21 protein-coding genes are annotated in these 21,770 nt (G+C 41.7%); 15 read left to right on the top strand and 6 right to left on the bottom strand.

Features of this window, described 5'->3' with window-relative positions:
* Positions 1–199: 199 nt before the first annotated feature.
* The 5 genes from B7714_RS07465 (at position 200) to B7714_RS07440 (ending at position 9,075) form a co-directional block, all read left to right on the top strand.
* Complete coding sequence (locus B7714_RS07465; protein WP_084860126.1) at positions 200–4,711, top strand: S8 family serine peptidase; 4,512 nt, start codon at positions 200–202, stop codon at positions 4,709–4,711.
* Between the two features lie 317 nt (positions 4,712–5,028).
* The gene (locus B7714_RS07455) at positions 5,029–5,400 is read left to right on the top strand and encodes a GFA family protein (RefSeq protein ID WP_084860124.1); all 372 of its coding nucleotides are present in this window, start codon (positions 5,029–5,031) and stop codon (positions 5,398–5,400) included.
* Positions 5,401–5,610: 210 nt separating this feature from the next.
* Positions 5,611–6,528: a glycine--tRNA ligase subunit alpha gene (gene glyQ / locus B7714_RS07450; protein ID WP_084860123.1), complete on the top strand. Its 918-nt coding sequence runs from the start codon at positions 5,611–5,613 to the stop codon at positions 6,526–6,528.
* Positions 6,529–6,739: 211 nt separating this feature from the next.
* Positions 6,740–8,776 carry a glycine--tRNA ligase subunit beta gene (glyS, locus tag B7714_RS07445; protein ID WP_084860122.1) on the top strand — a complete coding sequence of 679 codons (2,037 nt, stop codon included), beginning with the start codon at positions 6,740–6,742 and terminating at the stop codon, positions 8,774–8,776.
* A 41-nt stretch (positions 8,777–8,817) separates the two neighbouring features.
* Positions 8,818–9,075 carry a DUF896 family protein gene (locus B7714_RS07440; RefSeq protein WP_000371291.1) on the top strand — a complete coding sequence of 86 codons (258 nt, stop codon included), beginning with the start codon at positions 8,818–8,820 and terminating at the stop codon, positions 9,073–9,075.
* 84 nt (positions 9,076–9,159) lie between these two features.
* Here B7714_RS07440 and B7714_RS07435 read toward each other — a convergent pair whose 3' ends face one another.
* Genes B7714_RS07435 through B7714_RS07425 form a run of 3 tightly spaced genes read right to left on the bottom strand, consistent with a single transcriptional unit; the run spans position 9,160 to position 11,975 of the window.
* Complete coding sequence (locus B7714_RS07435; RefSeq protein ID WP_000673672.1) at positions 9,160–10,404, bottom strand: NAD(P)H-dependent oxidoreductase; 1,245 nt, start codon at positions 10,402–10,404, stop codon at positions 9,160–9,162.
* A 17-nt stretch (positions 10,405–10,421) separates the two neighbouring features.
* A complete protein-coding gene (locus tag B7714_RS07430; RefSeq protein WP_000915935.1) occupies positions 10,422–11,027 on the bottom strand; it encodes an NADPH-dependent FMN reductase in 606 nt (201 codons plus the stop codon).
* 18 nt (positions 11,028–11,045) lie between these two features.
* The gene (locus B7714_RS07425) at positions 11,046–11,975 is read right to left on the bottom strand and encodes an FAD:protein FMN transferase (RefSeq protein WP_084860386.1); all 930 of its coding nucleotides are present in this window, start codon (positions 11,973–11,975) and stop codon (positions 11,046–11,048) included.
* A gap of 307 nt (positions 11,976–12,282) precedes the next feature.
* Here B7714_RS07425 and nox point away from each other — a divergent pair, with 307 nt between their 5' ends.
* From nox to pdxT, 3 genes are all read left to right on the top strand, one after another.
* Positions 12,283–13,662 carry a H2O-forming NADH oxidase gene (gene nox, locus B7714_RS07420; RefSeq protein WP_084860121.1) on the top strand — a complete coding sequence of 460 codons (1,380 nt, stop codon included), beginning with the start codon at positions 12,283–12,285 and terminating at the stop codon, positions 13,660–13,662.
* Positions 13,663–13,919: 257 nt separating this feature from the next.
* A complete protein-coding gene (gene pdxS / locus B7714_RS07415; RefSeq protein ID WP_000138520.1) occupies positions 13,920–14,795 on the top strand; it encodes a pyridoxal 5'-phosphate synthase lyase subunit PdxS in 876 nt (291 codons plus the stop codon).
* The gene (pdxT, locus tag B7714_RS07410) at positions 14,796–15,377 is read left to right on the top strand and encodes a pyridoxal 5'-phosphate synthase glutaminase subunit PdxT (protein ID WP_084860120.1); all 582 of its coding nucleotides are present in this window, start codon (positions 14,796–14,798) and stop codon (positions 15,375–15,377) included.
* Between the two features lie 19 nt (positions 15,378–15,396).
* Here the strand turns inward: pdxT and trhA are convergent, their stop codons facing one another.
* Both trhA and B7714_RS07400 read right to left on the bottom strand, forming a co-directional pair.
* Positions 15,397–16,044, bottom strand: a complete 648-nt coding sequence (trhA, locus tag B7714_RS07405; RefSeq protein WP_001097972.1) for a PAQR family membrane homeostasis protein TrhA — start codon at positions 16,042–16,044, stop codon at positions 15,397–15,399.
* Positions 16,041–16,487, bottom strand: a complete 447-nt coding sequence (locus B7714_RS07400) for a DUF1836 domain-containing protein (protein WP_084860119.1) — start codon at positions 16,485–16,487, stop codon at positions 16,041–16,043. Before B7714_RS07400 ends, trhA begins: the two co-directional genes overlap by 4 nt.
* Positions 16,488–16,621: 134 nt before the next feature.
* On the opposite strand from B7714_RS07400, the gene B7714_RS07395 reads away from it, so the two are divergent.
* The 7 genes from B7714_RS07395 to trxB all read left to right on the top strand — a co-directional run bounded on the left by B7714_RS07395 (position 16,622) and on the right by trxB (position 20,977).
* A complete protein-coding gene (locus B7714_RS07395; protein WP_049550341.1) occupies positions 16,622–17,116 on the top strand; it encodes a GNAT family N-acetyltransferase in 495 nt (164 codons plus the stop codon).
* Complete coding sequence (locus tag B7714_RS07390; RefSeq protein WP_049520740.1) at positions 17,113–17,628, top strand: methylated-DNA--[protein]-cysteine S-methyltransferase; 516 nt, start codon at positions 17,113–17,115, stop codon at positions 17,626–17,628. The genes B7714_RS07395 and B7714_RS07390 overlap by 4 nt, the downstream gene beginning before the upstream one ends.
* A gap of 12 nt (positions 17,629–17,640) precedes the next feature.
* Entirely contained in the window at positions 17,641–17,997 is a 357-nt protein-coding gene (locus B7714_RS07385; protein ID WP_049520741.1) for an arsenate reductase family protein, read from the top strand.
* 156 nt (positions 17,998–18,153) lie between these two features.
* Complete coding sequence (locus B7714_RS07380) at positions 18,154–18,954, top strand: amino acid ABC transporter permease (RefSeq protein ID WP_070568980.1); 801 nt, start codon at positions 18,154–18,156, stop codon at positions 18,952–18,954.
* Positions 18,954–19,697: an amino acid ABC transporter ATP-binding protein gene (locus tag B7714_RS07375; RefSeq protein WP_049478336.1), complete on the top strand. Its 744-nt coding sequence runs from the start codon at positions 18,954–18,956 to the stop codon at positions 19,695–19,697. The genes B7714_RS07380 and B7714_RS07375 overlap by 1 nt, the downstream gene beginning before the upstream one ends.
* Before the next feature lie 78 nt (positions 19,698–19,775).
* A complete protein-coding gene (locus B7714_RS07370) occupies positions 19,776–20,000 on the top strand; it encodes a DUF4059 family protein (protein ID WP_042767743.1) in 225 nt (74 codons plus the stop codon).
* A 65-nt stretch (positions 20,001–20,065) separates the two neighbouring features.
* A complete protein-coding gene (gene trxB, locus B7714_RS07365) occupies positions 20,066–20,977 on the top strand; it encodes a thioredoxin-disulfide reductase (protein WP_049479748.1) in 912 nt (303 codons plus the stop codon).
* Between the two features lie 35 nt (positions 20,978–21,012).
* Here the strand turns inward: trxB and rlmB are convergent, their stop codons facing one another.
* A complete protein-coding gene (gene rlmB / locus B7714_RS07360; RefSeq protein WP_084860118.1) occupies positions 21,013–21,741 on the bottom strand; it encodes a 23S rRNA (guanosine(2251)-2'-O)-methyltransferase RlmB in 729 nt (242 codons plus the stop codon).
* Positions 21,742–21,770 lie beyond the last annotated feature (29 nt).

Below are 21,770 nucleotides of genomic sequence, written 5' to 3'. Positions count from 1 at the left end.
ATAAAATAATTTTATAGATTGAAATATAGGAACGAATTTAGAAAGTATTGGTTTGATAGAACAAATAACACGAATGATAAAATCAAATAAGCAAAATACATACGTAAATATTACATTTTTGTGACAATTCAGATTTTTATGAAAATTTATGATTATTTGCGTTATAATAGGTATACTTTAAAGAAAAAGGAGATTATTTATGAATAGACGACAACGTTTTTCATTACGGAAATACAAATTTGGTCTTGCTTCAGTTTTATTGGGAACTGCTTTGGTTTTTGGAGCAAGTCAAGTCAGTGCCAATGAGCAGAGTACGGGTGAAAATCAAGCCCAAACTCAGGAAATCAAGACAGAGCTAAAAGACGATAAACACTCAAACTCTTCAACTGACCAAATCAATACTAATGGGATAGCACCAGTAGTTGGAGAGAAACAAGAAGCTGAAACTTCTAAAGAGGATGCTAGTAAACAAGGTGCTAAGGTAGATGCTCCGGTTGATAAAACTGCTGAAGCCCAAGAATCAGGAAAAGATAGCGCAGTTGCAAAAGAAGAAAATCAAGGTGTCGTCCAAAAAGAAACAACAGTCGCTACCAGTCCAGCGCCTGCTACTGAGAAGGCTTCTACAATAGAGAAAAAAGAGACTCAAGCAACGACAGCTCCTAAAACTACTGGAGAAACGGCAACTACTGAAAAAGAACAAGAAAAAGCTGAGTCTGCAAAACCCAATAGTCTTTCAAGTAATGATATCATCACAGTACCAAAAACTTGGAAGGCTGGTTACAAGGGGACGGGGACTGTTGTTGCCATTATTGACTCTGGGCTTGATTTGAATCATGAGGTTCTTCGAATTTCGGATCCGTCAAAAGCAAAATTTAAAAACAAGGAAGCCATCGAAGCAGCTAAAAAGGCTGCTGGAATCGACTACGGTAAATGGTATAGCGATAAGGTTGTCTATGCCTACGATTACTTTGACGGAACAGATAAGATCAAAGAAGCAGAAAGAACTTCTCATGGGATGCACGTAACAGGGATTGCAGCTGGAAACCCTGATAAAGAAGCACCAAATGGTGAAAAGGTCTATGGTGTTGCGCCAGAAGCCCAAGTCATGTTTATGCGTGTCTTTTCAGATCGCCAAAAAACGACCAGTTCTGCCCTTTATGTAAAGGCGATTGATGACGCGGTTGCCTTGGGAGCAGATGCCATTAATATGAGTTTAGGCTCTAGCACTGGTTCTATGGTAGATGCTGGTTCCGATATCGTGGATGCCATCAAACGGGCTCGTGCCAAGGGAGTTTCTGTTCTTATCTCAGCAGGAAATAGCAATACATTCGGAAATGGTTATTCAAAACCATTAGCTGAAAACCCAGACTATGGCTTGGTTGGAAATCCATCCACTGTTGAGGATTCGATTTCAGTTGCTTCTGTCAACAACAAAACATTGACAACAGCGGTTTTTGAAGTCAAAGGTCTAGAGGGAAATGCCGGCCTTCATAACGGAAAATTTGATTATAATCAACCTGAGGCAGATAAGGACTTTGAAAAGGGAAAAGAGTATGAATATGTCGAAGCAGGGTTAGGTCGTGAAGAAGACTTTGCGAAGTTGGATTTAACTGGGAAACTTGCCCTCATTCAGCGTGGAGCTATGAACTTTTCAGAGAAGATCAAAAATGCACGAAAACACGGTGCAGTTGGTGCTTTGATCTACAATAATGTAGAGGGCGCAAACATCAATATGGCTATTGATGATGAAGCAAAGAAAATTCCTTCTGTATTTATTTCTAAACAGTATGGTGAAGCCTTAAAATCAGGAAAATATAAGATTGTTTTTAATGACAAGATGGATAATCGCCCTTCTGATGTAGCCAATCAGCTATCTGACTTTTCAAGTTGGGGAGTGACTACCGATGGACAATTGAAACCAGACGTGACAGCTCCTGGAGGCAATATCTACTCATCCTTTAATGACAATACTTACGGTAGTATCAGCGGCACCAGTATGGCGGCTCCTCACGTTACGGGTGTTGCAGTTCTGGTTAAGGAATACCTTCAAAAACACCATCCAGAATTGACTTCTGAGCAAGTATCAGAAACTGTCAAGGCCTTGATCATGTCAACTGCAAAACCACATGTTAATAAGGATACAGGCACTTATACCTCTCCTCGTCAGCAAGGTTCTGGTATTGTGGATACAGCTGCTGCAGTTTCAACCGACCTCTATGTAACGGGTGAAAATGGTTATCCAAGTGTGACTTTAGGAAATGTTGGAGATCAATTTACTTTCAAGGTCACTGTACACAATATTTCAGATACTGACCGTACTCTCAAGATGGTAGTGAATACCAATACAGACGAGGTCCAAGATGGGAAATTCACCCTTCGACCTCGAAAACTAACGGAGACAGTCTGGCCTGAAGTGACGGTCAAAGCCCACAGCAGTCAAACAGTCACTGTTAAAGTGGATGCTCGAAAATTTGCTGCTGAACTCAGCAAACAAATGCCAAATGGCTATTTCCTTGAAGGTTTTGTTCGATTTGTAGATCCAGCAGATGATGGGGATATTGTGAGTCTTGCATTTATGGGCTTCCGAGGTGAATTCCAAAATCTCCCCGCTGTCGAAAAACCAATTTACAACCTTGTTCGAGAAGGGAAAAATGGATTTTACACAGAAGTAGACAAGGAAAATCCTGCCGTTAACTACTCTAATGATGCCACCTATCTCGCAACCTTGCAAAATGACCTTCTAGTTTCTCAAGGTCAACGCCAAGGACGACGAATTACCGTTCTTGGAATCGAACAAAATGCTGAAGGTAAGCATGTTCTTCAGTTGGACGAAAAAGGGAATGTCCGTATTGCTATTTCTCCAAACGATGATGGAAACAAAGACCTAGTTGAATACAAAACGGTTGCTTTGAGAAATCTTGTAAATCTTCGCGCTACAGTTTATGCGGCTACAGATACCAAGCATGAACATCCTATTTGGGAGGGCGATGCAAAGGATCTCCGTAAGAATTATTTTGATGGAGACAGTAGAAATCTGAAGAGTTATATTCTAGATAATACTGCTTGGAGAGGTCAGGATTTTAATGGCAATACCGTAGCGGATGGTTTATATGACTATGTTATCAGTTATACACCAGACGTTCCAGGTGCCAAAGAACAATACACGACCTTTAAAATTCAAATTGATACTCAAAAACCTGTCATCACAAGTGGTTATATTCGCTTTAAAGATGGAAACCAAGAATTTGTAGCTCGCAAACCAAAAGATGTGGGTCAAGGTGGTATTCTTTCAGAAAAAGTCTTCTATATCACACCATTTGACCAAAAAGGGACCATGGTTCTAACTGGGAAAGACCAGTCTGGAACTCGTGCGCTTGAGAACACCCATCTGATTAAGGCCAATGCTGACGGTAGTTATACACTTCCTAAGGATGTTGACAAGGCTAATATTTACTATCTTGTAGAGGACTATGCAGGAAATGTCGACTATATCTCGCTTGCCGAACTTGTGCGCGATAAAAATAGTGGTCGAGTGAAAATTGCCTTGAAGGATGCAAAAACAAACCAAGATATTGATACCCTCTACGTCTATCGAATCAAAAATAGCAAGGGGCAATATGTTGATGTTGACAAGACAAAAGCGATTCATTTCTTACAGTTTGGTCATTATACAGCAGAAATTTTCAGTTATGACCGAACAGAATTGAAATTTATCAGTGCCTTATCCCAAGAGTTTGACTTGACGGAAGAAAATAGTTTCCAAACCATTACCTTCCTAGCAAATCTCTTAGAATATGCACCAGTGTCTGTTTTCTTCAATCAAGCCGTTCCAAAGACGACTACAGTGGTTCTGAAAGGTGAAGATGGGACAAGTATCACTCTTCCTGCTGAAAAATACGGTCAATACGCCTTTGGTAAGAAAGTTGCTACAGGTCGTTATACTGTACAAGTCACCTTGCCAACTGGATATGAACTCCTTGAAGATCTCGTTTCCTTGCTCGTTCAGCCAGGTCGAAATAATGCCTTGCGTCTATCTGTCGTGTCTAAGTTGGCCTTGATTGCCGTGGTAAATCAACAAAAAGAACTGGTAGAAACGTCTCGTTACTTTAATAGTAGTGCAGATAAGAGAAAAGCTTATGACCAAGCTTTCCAAGTGGCGCGGTCAGCCTTGTCAAGCAAGTTGAAACAAGAATTGATTGATGGAGTTCTAGCTAGTCTTGAAGCTGCTGGTAAGGCTTTGGATGGAAAAGATTCGAACGTGGCAGCCTTGAAAGAAGCTATGAAAGCTTACTATGCAACGACTAAAACTGGACGATATGCTAATGCCAAGGAAAAAGTACGCCGAGCTTATGATCGTACCTTCCAAGAAATCGCCTTACTCGCTGTGGACCCTAAAGTCAAACAGGATCAAATTGACCAATCTCTCATTGCCCTAGCAACAGCTAAAAGTAAATTGAATGGCAAAGCTACAGACTTCTCTAGTCTAAAGAAACTGGTCAAAGATGAACGCCTTTTCCAAGAAAAGAACGCGAGATTTATCTACGCAGATAAGAAAGAAAAAGCTGCTTATCTTCTAGTCTTTAAAGAAGCACAGGAACTCTTGAATGATCCAGGAGCGAGCCAAGAAGATGTCAAAGATGCCATTACAGCATTGAAACAAGCCAAGAGAAATCTACATGGCAAAAAACCAAAAGCAAGAAGACATCCTTAAACAGGAGTTTCTGAAGCTTTACTATTAAATGAGTCTGGAACTTTGTTTTCAGACTCATTTTTGGTTTACACTAGCTAGAAAAACTGCTATAATACTAGCTAGGAAAGAAAGTCTTATGGCGTTCTTCAAGCGAGCTTGGGATAGTGGGAGCCAAGTAGGACAAGGTAAGAAACTGGCGCTTTCTGTCGTATTTTTAAAAACAATGAAGTAATAAATTAGGGTGGAACCGCGTTTCAGACGCCCCTAGTCGCAAGGCTTGGGTGTTGAAATGCGGTTCTTTTTGGATTTCGTCTAATACCTAAGTAGAAAGGAGCATAATGCTTAAAGGATCTTGTTTATGCAAAGCAGTGACCTACACTTTAGATGAGGAATTGTCGGAATTAGTTTTTTGCCACTGCTCATTCTGTAGGAAAGCAACTGCGTCTGCCTATACAGTGAATGCCAAAGTTAGCAGTAAAAATCTGGTATTGTATGGAGAAGAGAATTTGGTTACTTATAGTTCATCTCCAGGGAAACAACGCTATTACTGTCAGAACTGTCATAGTCAAATTTTCACTGCTCAAGAAAATATACCAGAAGTCTGTGCTTTAAAATTAGGTACAATAGATGAATGCGATCAGAATTTACAAACTGTTCCCAAACGTCATATTTTTCAGGACCCAGCTTTTTCTTGGTTGCTTGATGAATAAAGCTAAAAAGATAATATAAATTAAAGGAGTAAACAATGTCTAAAAAATTGACTTTCCACTGCGTCAGTTGCAGAGACCTCCTTACAGTCGGACTGCCCCACGCTCAGCACTAGGGTGATGAGCTAGACGCAGTACTAACTCGTCTTGCCTCGTATAATCGACGAGGCAGACTCGTGTCGCAAGAAATCATTTTTTATTAAGGAGTATTCAATGTCTAAGAAATTAACATTTCAAGAAATTATTTTGACTTTGCAACAATTTTGGAATGACCAAGGTTGTATGCTCATGCAGGCTTATGATAATGAAAAAGGTGCGGGGACGATGAGTCCGTACACTTTCCTTCGCGCTATCGGACCTGAGCCATGGAATGCGGCTTATGTAGAGCCATCACGTCGTCCTGCTGACGGTCGTTACGGGGAAAATCCTAACCGCCTATACCAACACCACCAATTCCAAGTGGTCATGAAGCCTTCTCCATCAAATATCCAGGAACTTTACCTTGAGTCTTTGGAAAAATTGGGTATCAATCCTTTGGAACACGATATTCGTTTTGTTGAGGACAACTGGGAAAACCCATCTACTGGTTCGGCTGGTCTTGGTTGGGAAGTTTGGCTTGATGGGATGGAAATCACTCAGTTCACTTATTTCCAACAAGTTGGTGGATTGGCAACTGGCCCTGTGACTGCGGAAGTTACCTATGGTTTAGAACGCTTGGCTTCTTACATTCAAGAAGTTGATTCTGTCTATGATATCGAGTGGGCTGATGGTGTTAAATACGGAGAAATCTTCATCCAGCCTGAGTATGAGCATTCAAAATATTCATTTGAAATTTCTGATCAAAAAATGTTGCTGGAAAACTTTGATAAGTTTGAAAAAGAAGCTGGTCGTGCCTTGGAAGAGGGCTTGGTTCACCCTGCCTATGACTATGTTCTCAAATGTTCACATACCTTTAACCTGCTGGACGCGCGTGGAGCCGTATCCGTAACTGAGCGCGCAGGCTATATCGCTCGTATCCGTAACTTGGCCCGTGTCGTAGCCAAAACCTTTGTCGCAGAGCGCAAACGCCTAGGCTACCCACTTTTGGATGAAGAAACACGAGCTAAACTCTTAGCAGAAGACGCAGAATAAAGAGAGTGACAAATTACGAAAATGGGCGAACGGAGTGAGCCCTGATCCAGTTGCCGCAGTGATGAAGGCATCCTTAGTGAAGCTAAGGATACTAGGCAAAATTGGAGACTTTCGACTCCAATTTTAGCAATGAAACAACGAAGTTGGTTGCTTGCGTGCCAATCACATAAGGCAATCTGGAAAATAAAAAGATACTTTTCGGAGAAAAAACATGACAAAAAACTTATTAGTAGAACTCGGTCTTGAAGAGTTACCAGCCTACGTAGTAACTCCAAGCGAAAAACAACTAGGTGAAAAAATGGCAGCCTTCCTCAAGGAAAACCGCCTGTCCTTTGAAGCCATTCAAACCTTCTCAACACCACGCCGTTTGGCTGTTCGTGTGACTGGTCTTGCAGACAAACAGTCTGATTTGACCGAAGATTTCAAGGGTCCAGCAAAGAAAATTGCCTTGGATAGTGATGGAAACTTCACCAAAGCAGCTCAAGGATTTGTCCGTGGGAAAGGCTTGACAGTTGAAGATATTGAATTCCGTGAAATCAAGGGTGAAGAATATGTCTATGTTACCAAGGAAGAAGTGGGGCAACCAGTTGAAGCCATTGTTCCAGGTGTAGTAGACGTCTTGAAGTCACTGACTTTCCCTGTCAGCATGCACTGGGCTAACAACACTTTTGAATACATCCGCCCTGTACACACTTTAACTGTTCTTTTAGATGAAGAAGAGTTTGACTTGGATTTTCTTGATATTAAGGGAGGTCGTGTAAGTCGTGGCCATCGTTTCTTAGGACAAGAAACTAAGATTCAGTCAGCTTTGAGTTATGAAGAAGATCTTCGTAAGCAGTTTGTAATCGCGGATCCTCGTGAACGTGAGCAAATGATTGTTGACCAAATCAAGGCAATCGAGGCTGAACATGGTGTACGTATCGAAATTGATGCTGATTTGCTCAATGAAGTCTTGAACTTGGTTGAATACCCAACTGCCTTTATGGGAAGTTTTGATGCCAAATACCTTGAAGTGCCTGAAGAAGTCTTGGTAACTTCGATGAAAGAGCACCAACGTTACTTTGTTGTTCGTGATCAAGACGGTAAACTCTTACCAAACTTCATTTCAGTCCGTAACGGAAACGCAGAGCATTTGGAAAATGTTATCAAGGGTAATGAAAAAGTCTTAGTTGCTCGTTTGGAAGACGGTGAATTCTTCTGGCGTGAAGACCAAAAATTGGTCATTTCTGACCTTGTCGAAAAATTGAACCATGTGACCTTCCACGAAAAGATTGGTTCTCTTCGTGAACACATGATTCGTACAGGGCAGATTGCCATTCTCTTGGCAGAAAAGGCTGGTTTGTCAGTGGATGAAACGGTTGACCTAGCGCGTGCAGCAGCCATTTACAAGTTTGACTTGTTGACGGGTATGGTTGGTGAGTTTGATGAGCTCCAAGGTATTATGGGTGAAAAATATGCCCTTCTTGCTGGAGAAACTCCAGCGGTGGCAGCTGCTATTCGTGAACACTACATGCCGACATCAGCCGAAGGAGAACTTCCAGAGAGCAAGGTTGGAGCCATTCTAGCCATTGCAGACAAATTGGATACAATTTTGAGTTTCTTCTCAGTAGGCTTGATTCCTTCAGGTTCTAATGACCCTTATGCTCTTCGTCGTGCGACGCAAGGTGTGGTTCGTATCTTGGATGCTTTTGGTTGGCACATTGCTATGGATGAGTTGATTGATAGCCATTACAGTTTGAAATTTGACAGCTTGACTTATGAAAATAAAGCCGAGGTTATGGACTTTATCAAGGCTCGTGTTGATAAGATGATGGGTTCTACTCCAAAAGATATCAAGGAAGCAGTCCTTGCAAGTTCAAACTTTATTGTGGCAGATATGCTAGAAGCAGCAAGTGCTCTTGTCGAAGCAAGCAAGAAAGAAGATTTCAAATCGTCTGTCGAATCCCTATCACGTGCTTTCAACTTGGCTAAGAAGGCAGAAGGTTCTGACACGGTCGATCCTGCTCTCTTTGAGAATGAAGAAGAGAAAGCCTTGGCGGAAGCAGTAGAATCACTCGTTTTGTCAGGGACTGCAAGTCAACAATTAGAGCAACTCTTTGCGCTTAGCCCAGTTATTGATGCTTTCTTTGAAAATACTATGGTAATGGCTGAAGACCAGGCTGTCCGACAAAATCGCTTGGCTATCTTGTCGCAATTAACCAAGAAAGCAGCTAAGCTCGCACGTTTTAACCAAATCAATACTAAATAAACTCAGTCAAACGGACTGTATCTTATCACAAAGGAGAAGAAATGGATCCGAAAAAAATCGCTCGTATCAACGAGCTTGCCAAAAAGAAAAAAACAGAAGGCTTAACTTCTGCTGAAAAAGTGGAACAAGCTAAACTTCGTGAGGAGTACATCGAAGGCTATCGTCGTTCTGTTCGTCACCACATTGAAGGAATTAAAATTGTGGATGAGGAAGGAAATGACGTCACACCAGAAAAACTACGTCAGGTACAACGTGAAAAAGGTTTGCATGGCCGTAGTTTAGATGATCCAAATTCATAAAATTCAAGGGTTTTGTAGATGATATACAAAACCCTTTTTTGATAACAACAAAAAAGAAGGAGCCAAATGGCTCCTTTTGTTCTCTTAGTTGCTTGCGCCAGATGTAGCGTCAGCGTCACCACCGTGGCCTCCAGCATCACCTGAATCAGAAGCGCCAGAAGTAGCATCGGCGTCTCCATGACCTCCAGCTGCAGGAGCAAATGGTCCGCTACCACCTACCAAACGTTGCCCAGTCTCTTTTAGGTACCAGTCAAGCCATGGTTGGAAGTTAAAGACGATTTCATTGATACCAGCGTATGATCCATCAGGATAGTACATTGCTTGGTAGTTGTGGGTGTTGATGACACCTGCAGGAGAACCTGGAACAATCGTACGAACGTATTCTTGGTTTCCGTTGCGAAGTGTTCCGATAACCCACTCTACGTTCTTCATACGTGCTGGTGGGAGGGATCCATGAACAGTCGACATACGGCTACCTGATTGAGGTGGTACACGTTTAGCGAACATGGTGTCTGGATCTTGGTGAGCGTTGTTGTAGTAGAGGAATTGGTTGTTGTCGTCAGCGTATGTCAATTCAAATGGCATAGCTTTCAAGAACATATCAATTTGATTAACTGTCAAGATACCGTGGTCCAATTTGACATAGGTATCACCAGAAACAGCTCCAGTGATTGCTGCAACTTTTTCTACCCATTCTGGATCGTCAGGATCAACTTCCGTAATGGTTGTAGCAATTGGTTTTCCACAATCCAAGTCTTCTGGTTCGATTGGTTTTGGTTTTTTCAATTTCGAAACGACTCCTACGTATTTTACAAAGTTATCTAAGCAAGTTTCAAGGAATTTAACAGTTCCTTCGTTGGTGATGTTTCCATTGTTATCAAAAGCTTCTTTGGCTTTACCAAGAAGGAATTCGTTACCTGGAAGCGTGTAGGCATTAACACCTGGAGCATCAAGGATTTTACGAAGGTGAACTTGGGCACGTGATGTTCCTTGGTCATAGTATGATGCTCCCACAATCATAACAGGTTTGTTTTCAAATGGATGAACTTCGTATGAAAGCCATTCGAGTACAGATTTGAGTGAAGCTGAGATAGTGTGGTTGTGCTCAGGAGTAGCGATAATGACACCATCAGCACGTGTAATCTTGTTATACAAGAAACGCAATTGGAAGCTTTCGTCCCATTTTTCGTCTTGGTTAAACATTGGAACTTCGTCAATTTCAAGAACTTCTAATTCAAATTTGAATTTGAAATTGCGACGAATAAATTCCAAGAGTTTGCGGTTATATGATTGATCGTAGTTTGATCCAACAAGTCCAACAAATTTCATTCTTTCGGTCTCCTATCTTACAAATTTTCCCAGTCAAATTCTTCAGCATCTTTGCGAAGCAATTCTTGTGCATTGCGCAATTTTTCAGTAATTTTCACAAAGATACGGAAGTCATCAAAGATGGCATCCAATTTCTTGATGACGTCAAGGTCAACCAAGTCGCCACTTGGGTTAAATGCTTGAAGAGAGTGTGAAAGCAAGAATTCATCTGGTAGAACATTTGCCTTGATTTCAGGAGCATTCAAGATTTGACGAAGTTGCAATTGGGCACGAGATGAACCAAGTGTACCATAGGAAGCACCAGTGATCATGATTGGTTTGTTCAAAAGTGGGTAGATACCGTAAGATAGCCAAGCAAGAGCACTCATCAAAACTGCAGGGATAGAGTGGTCGTACTCAGGAGTACCGATAATCACACCATCAGCTTCTTCAATTTTAGCTGCAATCTCAAGAATTTCAGCTGGAAGTTGCTTATCTGCTGGTTTGTTGAAAACAGGGATATCCTTGATTTCAACGAGTTCAATTTCAGCTTTATCAGCAAAGTGTTTTTGCATGTATTGGAGCAATTGGCGGTTTGTAGAACGTTTAGAGTTCGTTCCAACAATGGCAATAAGTTTTAGCATGAGATTTCCTTTCTCTTTTTACATAATACAATTTTGAAGGCCTGAAGAACATGCAAGGCGTCCTTCTTTGTCGATGAGGATGGCTTCAATACCATCTATACTTTCGACTTGCCAGAGGATAGAAGCGCTTCGTTCTCCGAAAAGGCGCGTTGTCCAAATCTCACCATCAACGGATTTATCAGAGACAATCGTCAGGCTAGCGAGATCAGTTTCGACAGGGAATCCTGTCTTACTATCAAAGATATGATGATAGTCTTTTCCATCTACTGTCAGGTGGCGTTCATAGATACCTGAAGTGACAACGGATTTGTTAGAAGCAGGAATGGTTAGGAGATGATTGCCACGAGGATTTCTCGGATCTTGAATCCCAATCTGCCAGGCTTTCCCTTCTTTGGCTTGATTGTTTCCGATGGTGAGGATATTTCCTCCGAGATTGATCAGGGCAGAGGTGACACCGTGTGCTTTTAAATACTGGGCAACCTTATCTGCACTATAGCCCTTGGCTAAGCAACCTAAATCAAGCTTCATTCCTTTCTTCTCTAAAAAGACAGTAGAGCTAGTCGGATCCAACTTGATAAAATGCGGGTCAACTAGAGATAAGACAGCTTCGATTTCTTTAGAGTCTGGAAGCCGTGCATCTGCAAATCCGATTCGCCAGGTTTGAATCAAGGGGCCAATGCTGATATTGAGATGGCTAGATGGAGCTAGGCTATGCTCTAACCCAAGAGCAATCAGTTCAAATAAGTCAGGATGAACCTTAACAGGTGCGATTCCAGCCTGGTAGTTGATTTCCATCAGTTCGGATTCTTGACTATTGGCGTTGAAGCGGTATTCGAGCTCCTTGAGCAAATCAAAGGCTCCTTGAAGTAGGCAATCAGCCTGTTCATCTACTAATGAAATCGTGATAGTTGTTCCCATTAGCTGTTCCGAACGTGAATGAAGAGGCAAGCTACCAGCTCCTTTCTCTTTATAGGAAATCATTTAATATAAGGTCGTTAAAGAAAAATTAAACCCCTTACATTTTCTTTCCATGTATCTAGCATATCATAAAGTCAGCGTTTTCACAAATGAATTTTGACAAAAAGTCAAGAAATATGCTCAAAATTAATATGAAAACGATAGAAAAATTAGATTCATCAATGTTAAGTGTATTTTTTTCTGAAAAAAAGAGAATTCTGAGCAAATATCTTGTAAACGCTAACAGTAAATGATATACTAGGAAGGTAAATCAAAAATTAAAGGTAGGAATTTTTCTATGAGTAAAATCGTTGTAGTTGGTGCTAACCACGCTGGTACAGCTTGTATTAATACGATGTTGGACAACTTTGGTCATGAGAATGAAATCGTAGTATTTGACCAAAACTCAAATATTTCATTCCTTGGTTGTGGAATGGCGCTTTGGATCGGGGAACAAATTGATGGCCCAGAAGGTCTCTTCTACTCTGATAAAGAAAAATTGGAAGCAAAAGGTGCTAAAGTTTACATGAACTCACCAGTTCTTTCAATTGACTACGATAACAAAGTTGTTACTGCAGAAGTTGAAGGTAAAGAACACAAAGAGTCATATGACAAATTGATCTTTGCAACTGGTTCAACTCCAATCTTGCCTCCAATCGAAGGTGTTGAAATCGTTAAGGGCAACCGCGAATTCAAAGCAACTCTTGAAAATGTACAATTTGTTAAATTGTACCAAAACGCTGAAGAAGTTATTGAAAAACTTGAAGACAAGAGCAAACACCTTGAGCGCATTGCCGTTGTTGGTGGTGGTTACATCGGTGTAGAACTTGCCGAAGCTTTCGAGCGTCTTGGAAAAGAAGTGGTGCTTGTCGATATCGTAGACACAGTCTTGAACGGCTACTATGATAAAGATTTCACACAAATGATGGCGAAGAACTTGGAAGACCACAGCATCCGCTTGGCTCTTGGTCAAACAGTTAAAGCCATCCAAGGTGATGGTAAAGTTGAACGCTTGGTAACAGACAAAGAAACATTTGATGTAGATATGGTGGTTCTTGCTGTTGGCTTCCGTCCAAACACAGCTCTTGCTGACGGTAAGATTGAACTCTTCCGTAACGGTGCTTTCCTTGTAGATAAGAAACAAGAAACATCTATCCCAGGTGTATACGCTGTTGGTGACTGTGCAACTGTTTATGACAATGCACGTAAAGATACAAGCTACATCGCTCTTGCGTCTAACGCTGTACGTACTGGTATCGTTGGTGCTTATAACGCTTGTGGACATGAATTGGAAGGAATCGGAGTTCAAGGATCAAACGGTATCTCTATCTACGGTCTTCACATGGTTTCGACTGGTTTGACTCTTGAAAAAGCCAAAGCTGCAGGCTATAATGCAACTGAAACTGGCTTTAACGATCTTCAAAAACCAGAATTTATCAAACATGACAACCACGAAGTTGCCATCAAGATTGTCTTTGACAAAGACAGCCGCGAAATCCTTGGTGCACAAATGGTTTCACATGATTCTGCTATCAGTATGGGAATCCACATGTTCTCACTTGCTATCCAAGAGCATGTAACAATCGATAAATTGGCCTTGACAGACCTATTCTTCTTGCCACATTTCAACAAACCATACAACTACATTACAATGGCTGCACTTACAGCTGAAAAATAAAAATTGACGAGCTATCTGGCCTTAGGTTAAGGTCAGATAGTTTTTTAGTTATACTCTTCGAAAATCAAATTCAAACCACGTCAGCTTCGCCTTACCGTACTCAAGTACAGCCTGCGGCTAGCTTCCTAGTTTGCTCTTTGATTTTCATTAAGTATCAATCTGTACCCATACAATTATCCTTTTTCTATCTTGTACTTCATTCTAATCTGGCTTAAAATGAAATGGTAGCTACCAATACAAATGATGAGGATTAAGAAATGACTGAAAATCGTTATGAACTAAATAAAAACTTGGCGCAGATGCTCAAAGGTGGGGTTATCATGGACGTTCAGAACCCTGAACAGGCTCGTATCGCAGAGGCTGCTGGTGCGGCAGCTGTAATGGCCTTGGAGCGGATTCCAGCTGATATTCGTGCAGCCGGTGGGGTTTCCCGCATGAGCGATCCAAAGATGATTAAGGAAATCCAAGAAGCGGTCAGCATTCCAGTGATGGCCAAGGTCAGAATCGGGCATTTTGTTGAAGCCCAGATTTTAGAAGCTATTGAGATTGACTATATCGATGAGAGTGAAGTGCTGTCTCCAGCTGACGACCGTTTCCATGTGGATAAGAAGGAATTCCAAGTTCCTTTTGTCTGTGGAGCTAAGGACTTGGGTGAAGCCTTGCGTCGTATCGCTGAGGGTGCTTCCATGATTCGGACAAAAGGAGAACCCGGTACAGGAGACATCGTTCAAGCCGTTCGTCATATGCGCATGATGAATCAAGAAATACGCCGTATTCAAAATCTACGCGAAGATGAACTCTATGTGGCTGCCAAGGACTTGCAAGTCCCTGTTGAATTAGTCCAATACGTTCATGAACATGGAAAATTGCCAGTTGTAAACTTTGCAGCTGGAGGTGTTGCAACACCAGCAGATGCTGCGCTGATGATGCAATTGGGGGCAGAGGGTGTCTTTGTCGGTTCAGGTATTTTCAAGTCAGGCGATCCTGTTAAACGAGCAAGTGCTATTGTTAAAGCCGTAACCAACTACCAAAATCCTCAAATTTTGGCTCAAATCTCTGAAGACCTAGGGGAAGCCATGGTTGGTATCAATGAGAATGAAATTCAAATTCTCATGGCAGAGCGAGGAAAATAGATGAAAATCGGAATATTAGCCTTGCAGGGAGCCTTTGAAGAGCATGCAAAAGTGCTAGATAAACTAGGAGTCTCTAGTATCCAAATCAGAAATTTAGATGATTATCAACAACATCAGAGTGACTTGGTGGGTTTGATATTACCTGGCGGTGAGTCTACAACCATGGGCAAGCTCTTGCGCGACCAGAACATGCTGCTTCCCATCCGAGAAGCCATTCTATCTGGATTACCCGTTTTTGGGACTTGTGCGGGTTTGATTTTGCTGGCTAAGGAAATTGCTTCTCAGGAAGAAAGTCATCTTGGAATCATGGATATAGTGGTTGAGCGCAATGCTTATGGGCGTCAACTAGGAAGTTTCTATACAGAAGCAGAATGTAAGGGAGTTGGCAAGATTCCCATGACCTTTATCCGTGGACCGATTATCAGTAGTGTTGGAGAGGGTGTAGAAATTCTAGCAACAGTAGACGAACAAATCGTTGCAGCTCAAGAACAGAATATGCTGGTAACCTCTTTTCATCCAGAATTGACAGATGATGCTCGCTTGCACCAGTATTTTATTAATATGTGTAAAGAAAAAAGTTGAGAAAAGATTCTCAACTTTTTTACATGTAATAAACAATCGCGATATATTGGAGTGCAGATGCTGCTAGGATAAAGAGATGCCAAATCATGTGGAAATAAGGTTTTTTCTTAGCGTAAAATCCAGCTCCAACTGTATAGCAGAGTCCGCCAGTTACCATAAGACTCCAGAAAATTGGCGTTGTTTGACTGATAATGGCAGGAATGATAGCTAGAACCAACCAGCCCATGATCAGGTAAAGGGCAAGGCTGAATTTTTCATTGACCTTTTTAGCAAAGATTTTATAGAGGATGCCAAAGATGGTCGTTCCCCACTGAATGGCAATAATCAGATAGCCAAACCAGTTATTCATCAAAGTCAATACGACCGGCGTATAAGAGCCTGCGATAGCCACATAAATCATAGAATGGTCGATGATTCGCAAGACGTATTTGTGGGTCGAACCATAGGCCATAGAGTGGTAAATGGTTGACGAGAGAAACATGAGAAATAGACTGATAACAAAGATAGAAACCCCAAAAGATGATAAAAATCCATGTGCTTCATAACTATAGGTGGATGAAATAGGGAGTAGGATGAGCATGATAACGGCACCCACAGCATGGGTCACGCTATTAGCAATTTCCTCTCCAAAACTGAGCTTTTTACTGAGTTTTAGACTGGTATTCATTGGATTTCCTCCTCTTCTTTGATAAGGATTAAGTCTAGAGTTTGATGATAGAGTTTAACCGTTTGACAGCTAGTTTGGATAATCGGATTTTCTGGATCGATCCCATCGTTCATGTAGTCCACAAAAGCATCGTAGAGCTGGTCTGAGCTCGCTTGAGTTTGCAGAGTATTGAGGGTCTGAGCGATTTCTTGGATCGAAAAGACAGACTTGAGAGTGGTGATGGCAATCAAACGGGCAATCTGTCTGCGTTGGTATTTTTTCTTGTCTGGCTTTGTCAGGTAACCATGTTTGACATAGTTATTGACCATGGATGCTGTTAGTCCCTTGTCTTTATCTGGAGAGATAGGGGCACAGACTTGATTGACATAAAGCAAAACCTGATCCAGATAGAGGTCAATATTTGGAATGTCTTCCCATTTTGGGTAGGAAAAGTTAGAATTCATTTCCAACTCCTTTTTATCTAGTTTTGATAACTAGATTATAAAATAATAAAAAACAAAAGTCAAGTTTCAACTGCTTGTAGAAAGCTTTAAATTATGCTATGATGAGAGAAAATAATTAGAAATGAGGGGAAAAGATGGAGATTCGTTTAGCTTTTCCAAACGAAGTAGATGCGATTATGCAGGTGATGGAGGATGCTAAAAAGTGCTTAGCCAAGTCCGGTAGTGACCAGTGGCAAAATGGCTATCCAAATGCCGACATCATTATCGATGATATCATCTCAGGTCAAGCTTATGTGGCCTTGGAAGAAGGAGAACTGCTAGCTTATGCTGCTGTGACCAAGAGCCCAGAGGAAGCCTATGAAGCCATTTATGAAGGGAGTTGGCAGGGGGGAGAATCAGAATATCTGGTCTTTCACCGTATCGCTGTGGCAGCAGATGTCCAAGGACAAGGTGTTGCTCAGACTTTCCTAGAAGGCTTGATTGAAGGTTTTGATTATCTAGATTTTCGTTCAGATACGCATGCAGAAAACAAGGTTATGCAGCATATCTTTGAAAAGCTAGGCTTCCAAAAGGTTGGTAAGGTTCCAGTTGATGGGGAACGTTTGGCCTATCAGAAATTAAAAAAATGAAGCAGAAAAAGTACGCAAAAATGCTCTACCCGTCGCCAATTGGAACCTTATCCTTAGTTGCTGACGAGCAATATCTGTATGGAATTTGGGTACAGGACCAAACCCATTTTGAGAGGGGATTAGGGGATGAAACGATAGAAGAAGTTGCTAGCCATCCTGTATTAGAGCAAGTTATTTCCTATTTAGATACCTATTTCGAAGGCAGTGTTCAGGACCTATCAGACTTACCTTTGGCTCCTATTGGAACGGATTTTGAAAAGCGAGTCTGGACTTATTTACAGGCCATTCCTTATGGTCAGACAGTAACTTACGGACAAATAGCGCAAGACCTGCAAGTGGCTTCTGCTCAAGCGATTGGCGGAGCAGTGGGGCGTAATCCTTGGTCCATACTCGTACCCTGCCATCGTGTGCTGGGATCAGGCAATCGTCTGACAGGCTATGCATCTGGAGTCGAAAAGAAAGCCTGGCTCTTGCAACATGAAGGTGCAGCATTTCAAGAAAATAAAAAATAGAAAGAAAAGAAGATGTTAGAATTTATCGAATATCCAAAATGTTCAACTTGTAAGAAAGCAAAAAATGAATTGGATAAACTTGGACTGGAATACCAAGATGTCCACATCGTAGAAGAAACACCAAGTGAAGACGTGATTTTGAACTGGTTGGAAACTTCCGGTTTTGAAGTGAAACAATTTTTCAATACCAGCGGGATTAAATACCGCGAACTGGGCCTAAAAGATAAGGTGGGAAGTTTGTCAAAACAAGAAGCAGCCAAGCTTCTAGCGAGTGATGGTATGTTATTGAAACGTCCAATTTTGGTGGAGAATGGTGCTGTTAAACAAATTGGCTATAGAAAAACCTATGAGGACTTAGGTTTGAGATAGTTTTTATTTATCTCCTTGATAGGTAAAATATATAGCCTCCCTGTTTTAAAGTGTGATAAACTAGAAGATAGACAAAGTCTGAGCAGCCCGTAGCAAATAATTTGCTTGCGAGCAGAAGTATGATAGAATGAATCATTATCAGGAGAGGATGTTTTTATGACTGTTACAACATTTTTAGCATCAGATTGGTACCAAAGTTTGATGCAACTCATTCCGGATGGTAAGCTCTTTAGTTTGCGTTCGGTCTTTGATGGAATTCCAAGGATTGTCCAACAACTGCCTACAACCTTGATGTTGACGCTTGGAGGTGCACTCTTTGGTTTGCTACTTGCCTTGATTTTTGCCATTGTTAAGATCAATCGTGTTAGGATTTTATATCCCTTGCAAGCCTTTTTCGTCAGCTTCTTAAAAGGTACCCCAATCCTAGTTCAACTTATGTTGACCTACTACGGAATTCCTTTGGCACTGAAAGCTATCAACCAACAATGGGGAACTGGTCTCAATATCAATGCGATTCCAGCAGCGCTTTTTGCGATTGTGGCCTTTGCTTTTAATGAGGCGGCTTATGCAAGTGAAACGATTCGTGCGGCCATCCTTTCTGTTAATCCCGGTGAAATTGAGGCGGCACGCAGTTTGGGTATGACGCGAGCTCAAGTTTATCGTCGCGTGATTATTCCAAATGCGGCCGTTGTGGCGACTCCAACCTTGATTAATTCCCTCATCGGTTTGACCAAGGGGACTTCTCTAGCCTTTAGCGCAGGTGTTGTGGAGGTCTTTGCCCAAGCTCAGATTTTAGGTGGAGCTGATTATCGCTATTTTGAGCGCTTTATCTCTGTTGCCCTTGTTTATTGGGTGGTCAATATTGGAATTGAAAGCCTCGGCCGTTTCATCGAGAGAAAAATGGCTATCTCAACGCCGGATACAGTGTCTACAGATGTGAAAGGAGACCTTCGTTAATGATTAAGATTTCGAATTTAAGCAAATCCTTTTCAGGACAGACAGTCTTGGATCATCTGAACTTGGAAATCCAAAAAGGTGAGGTAGTGGCTTTGATTGGTTCATCTGGAGCTGGGAAATCAACCTTTCTTCGTAGTTTGAACTACCTTGAAACTCCAGATAGTGGAACGATTCAGATTGACAATTTTAAAGTTGATTTTTCTCAGATTAGCCAAGAAGAAATCCTAACCCTTCGTCGCAAGTTGTCCATGGTTTTCCAACAGTTTAATTTGTTTGAACGCCGAACTGCTCTTGACAATGTCAAGGAAGGTTTGGTTGTCGTTAAAAAATTATCGGACGAGGAAGCAACAAAAATCGCTAAGGAAGAGTTGGCCAAGGTTGGTCTTTCTGACCGTGAAAACCATTATCCTCGCCACTTATCAGGTGGACAGAAGCAACGGGTTGCCCTCGCGCGTGCGCTTGCTATGAAACCAGATGTCTTGCTCTTGGACGAACCAACGTCGGCACTGGACCCAGAGTTGGTCGGTGAAGTAGAAAAGTCTATTGCAGACGCTGCCAAGTCAGGTCAGACCATGATTTTGGTCAGTCACGATATGTCTTTTGTAGCCCAAGTGGCAGACAAGGTTCTATTCCTAGATAAAGGGAAAATCATCGAGTCTGGTACACCGGATGAAATCATCAATCATCCGAAAGAAGAACGAACAAAAGAATTCTTCGCTAGTTACAAACGGACTTATATTTGATATAATAGAAAAAAGGAAAACTCAGTTAGTTGGACTAGCTGAGTTTACTCTTTAAAAAAGATAGAAACGAGAGAGATCATGCTACTGCATCTATTTTCTTTGTATTTCGAGAGTTTGATCTTAACGGCCATCCTTGTCGTGATTTTTCTGGGGATTTGGATTGGGTTGAGAGCCATGTCTGGTGTGGACAAGACAGCCAAAGCTCGCCAAGCTCATCTCTATGATATGATTATGATTGGAGTTTTGGTCGTTCCGGTGTTATCCTTTGCCGTCATGAGTTTGCTCTTGGTTTTCAAGGCATAATCCTTGCGTGACTAGCAAGAATGAGTTAGAATAAAGATAGTTACAACAAGAAAGAAGGAATTGAAATGTACGATACGATTATTGTCGGTGCTGGACCTGCGGGAATGACCGCTGCCTTATATGCTGCTCGAAGCAATCTGAAAGTGGCTTTGATTGAAGGTGGTCTGCCAGGCGGGCAAATGAATAACACATCTGATATTGAAAACTATCCAGGTTATGCTAATATCAGTGGACCTGAATTGGCTGAAAAGATGTTTGAACCACTTGAAAACCTTGGAGTGGAGCATCTTTATGGTTACGTTGAAAATATTGAAGACCAGGGTGACTTTAAGAAGGTAATCACTGATGATCAAGTTTACGAAACCCGTACTGTCATTGTAGCAACTGGTTCTAAACACCGTCTTTTGGGAGTTCCCGGAGAAGAAGAACTGAACAGTCGAGGTGTTTCTTACTGTGCGGTCTGTGATGGAGCTTTCTTCCGTGATCAAGACTTGCTCGTAGTTGGTGGTGGAGATTCAGCGGTAGAAGAAGCCCTCTTCTTGACACGCTTTGCCAAGACTGTCACTATTGTTCACCGTCGCGATGAACTTCGTGCCCAAAAGGTTTTGCAAGACCGTGCCTTTGCAAATGAAAAAGTCAACTTTATCTGGGACTCTGTAGTTAAGGAAATTAAAGGTGAAAATCGAGTAGAATCTGTCGTATTTGAAAATGTGAAAACAGGTCAAGTAACAGAGCAAGCCTTCGGAGGTGTCTTTATCTATGTCGGTTTGGATCCTGTTAGCGATTTTGTTAAAGAATTGAACATTCAAGACCAGGCAGGCTGGATCCTAACAGACAATAACATGAAAACTAGCGTTGATGGTATATTTGCGGTTGGAGATGTTCGCCAAAAAGATCTTCGCCAAGTAACAACAGCAGTTGGAGATGGGGCTATCGCTGGTCAAGAAGCCTATAAATTTATCACAGAACATAGTTAAGCAAAAAGTTTCCAATCACTTGATTGGAAACTTTTTTATAGTCTGTTTCGGAAAACTTCGTACATGAGAATGGCTGCTGCAACACTGGCATTGAGGCTTTGAACATGACCGTTCATCGGAATGGTTATCATTTCATCAACCTGTTTTTTGATGTTGCTGGAGATGCCTTTTCCTTCATTTCCGATGATGAGGGCAATTTTCCCTTTTGTATTCCACTTGTGGCAAGGAGTACCGTTCATATCCGTTCCAAAGGTCCAGAAGCCTTCAGCCTTGAGTTTGTCTAGGGTTTGACTGAGGTTGGTCACTCGCGCAATCGGTACATGCTCAATAGCACCTGTGGCCGTTTTGGCAACGACAGGAGTCACTCCGACAGCACGGTGCTTGGGAATGATGACACCTGAAACATTGGTCGCATCAGCAGTCCTTAAGATAGAGCCTAAGTTGTGAGGGTCAGTTAGACCATCCAGAATCAACAGAAGTGGATTTTCTTCTTGTCGTGTTTTGACAAGGATGTGATCCAGCTCGCTATAGGCAAATTCGGACACTCGTAGAACAAAACCTTGGTGGACAGCGCCTTCGGTCATTTCAGACAGGGATTTTTTTGAGATCCAAGAGATGGAGACCTTTTTCTCAGCAGCCAGTTCCTTGACTTTCTCAACATTCTTACCTCGGAGATCATCTTGGAGGTAGAGTTTATTTCCAGTGTTTGCAAGGAGGGCTTCTGTAACGGCGTGGACGCCATAGACAATATCATTTGTTTTCATGCCTCTATTATAACACAAAACCCCGTCTT

Origin of the sequence: Streptococcus oralis subsp. oralis (genome assembly GCF_002096595.1) — a bacterium.
Taxonomy (GTDB): domain Bacteria; phylum Bacillota; class Bacilli; order Lactobacillales; family Streptococcaceae; genus Streptococcus; species Streptococcus oralis_D.
The sequence above is the reverse complement of the archived record's forward strand: the minus strand, read 5'-3'. Positions and strand labels throughout refer to the sequence as shown.

What these genes read in the sequence shown, in the direction of transcription:
- glyS (WP_084860122.1), top strand. Translation starts at nt 6,740, where the DNA reads ATGACAAAAAACTTATTAGTAGAACTCGGTCTTGAAGAGTTACCAGCC.
- B7714_RS07385 (WP_049520741.1), top strand. Translation starts at nt 17,641, where the DNA reads ATGTTAGAATTTATCGAATATCCAAAATGTTCAACTTGTAAGAAAGCA.
- B7714_RS07370 (WP_042767743.1), top strand. Translation starts at nt 19,776, where the DNA reads ATGCTACTGCATCTATTTTCTTTGTATTTCGAGAGTTTGATCTTAACG.
- pdxT (WP_084860120.1), top strand. Translation starts at nt 14,796, where the DNA reads ATGAAAATCGGAATATTAGCCTTGCAGGGAGCCTTTGAAGAGCATGCA.
- B7714_RS07380 (WP_070568980.1), top strand. Translation starts at nt 18,154, where the DNA reads ATGACTGTTACAACATTTTTAGCATCAGATTGGTACCAAAGTTTGATG.
- B7714_RS07395 (WP_049550341.1), top strand. Translation starts at nt 16,622, where the DNA reads ATGGAGATTCGTTTAGCTTTTCCAAACGAAGTAGATGCGATTATGCAG.
- glyQ (WP_084860123.1), top strand. Translation starts at nt 5,611, where the DNA reads ATGTCTAAGAAATTAACATTTCAAGAAATTATTTTGACTTTGCAACAA.
- trhA (WP_001097972.1), bottom strand. Translation starts at nt 16,044, where the DNA reads ATGAATACCAGTCTAAAACTCAGTAAAAAGCTCAGTTTTGGAGAGGAA.
- B7714_RS07390 (WP_049520740.1), top strand. Translation starts at nt 17,113, where the DNA reads ATGAAGCAGAAAAAGTACGCAAAAATGCTCTACCCGTCGCCAATTGGA.
- rlmB (WP_084860118.1), bottom strand. Translation starts at nt 21,741, where the DNA reads ATGAAAACAAATGATATTGTCTATGGCGTCCACGCCGTTACAGAAGCC.
- B7714_RS07465 (WP_084860126.1), top strand. Translation starts at nt 200, where the DNA reads ATGAATAGACGACAACGTTTTTCATTACGGAAATACAAATTTGGTCTT.
- B7714_RS07430 (WP_000915935.1), bottom strand. Translation starts at nt 11,027, where the DNA reads ATGCTAAAACTTATTGCCATTGTTGGAACGAACTCTAAACGTTCTACA.
- nox (WP_084860121.1), top strand. Translation starts at nt 12,283, where the DNA reads ATGAGTAAAATCGTTGTAGTTGGTGCTAACCACGCTGGTACAGCTTGT.
- B7714_RS07375 (WP_049478336.1), top strand. Translation starts at nt 18,954, where the DNA reads ATGATTAAGATTTCGAATTTAAGCAAATCCTTTTCAGGACAGACAGTC.
- pdxS (WP_000138520.1), top strand. Translation starts at nt 13,920, where the DNA reads ATGACTGAAAATCGTTATGAACTAAATAAAAACTTGGCGCAGATGCTC.
- trxB (WP_049479748.1), top strand. Translation starts at nt 20,066, where the DNA reads ATGTACGATACGATTATTGTCGGTGCTGGACCTGCGGGAATGACCGCT.
- B7714_RS07440 (WP_000371291.1), top strand. Translation starts at nt 8,818, where the DNA reads ATGGATCCGAAAAAAATCGCTCGTATCAACGAGCTTGCCAAAAAGAAA.
- B7714_RS07400 (WP_084860119.1), bottom strand. Translation starts at nt 16,487, where the DNA reads ATGAATTCTAACTTTTCCTACCCAAAATGGGAAGACATTCCAAATATT.
- B7714_RS07455 (WP_084860124.1), top strand. Translation starts at nt 5,029, where the DNA reads ATGCTTAAAGGATCTTGTTTATGCAAAGCAGTGACCTACACTTTAGAT.
- B7714_RS07435 (WP_000673672.1), bottom strand. Translation starts at nt 10,404, where the DNA reads ATGAAATTTGTTGGACTTGTTGGATCAAACTACGATCAATCATATAAC.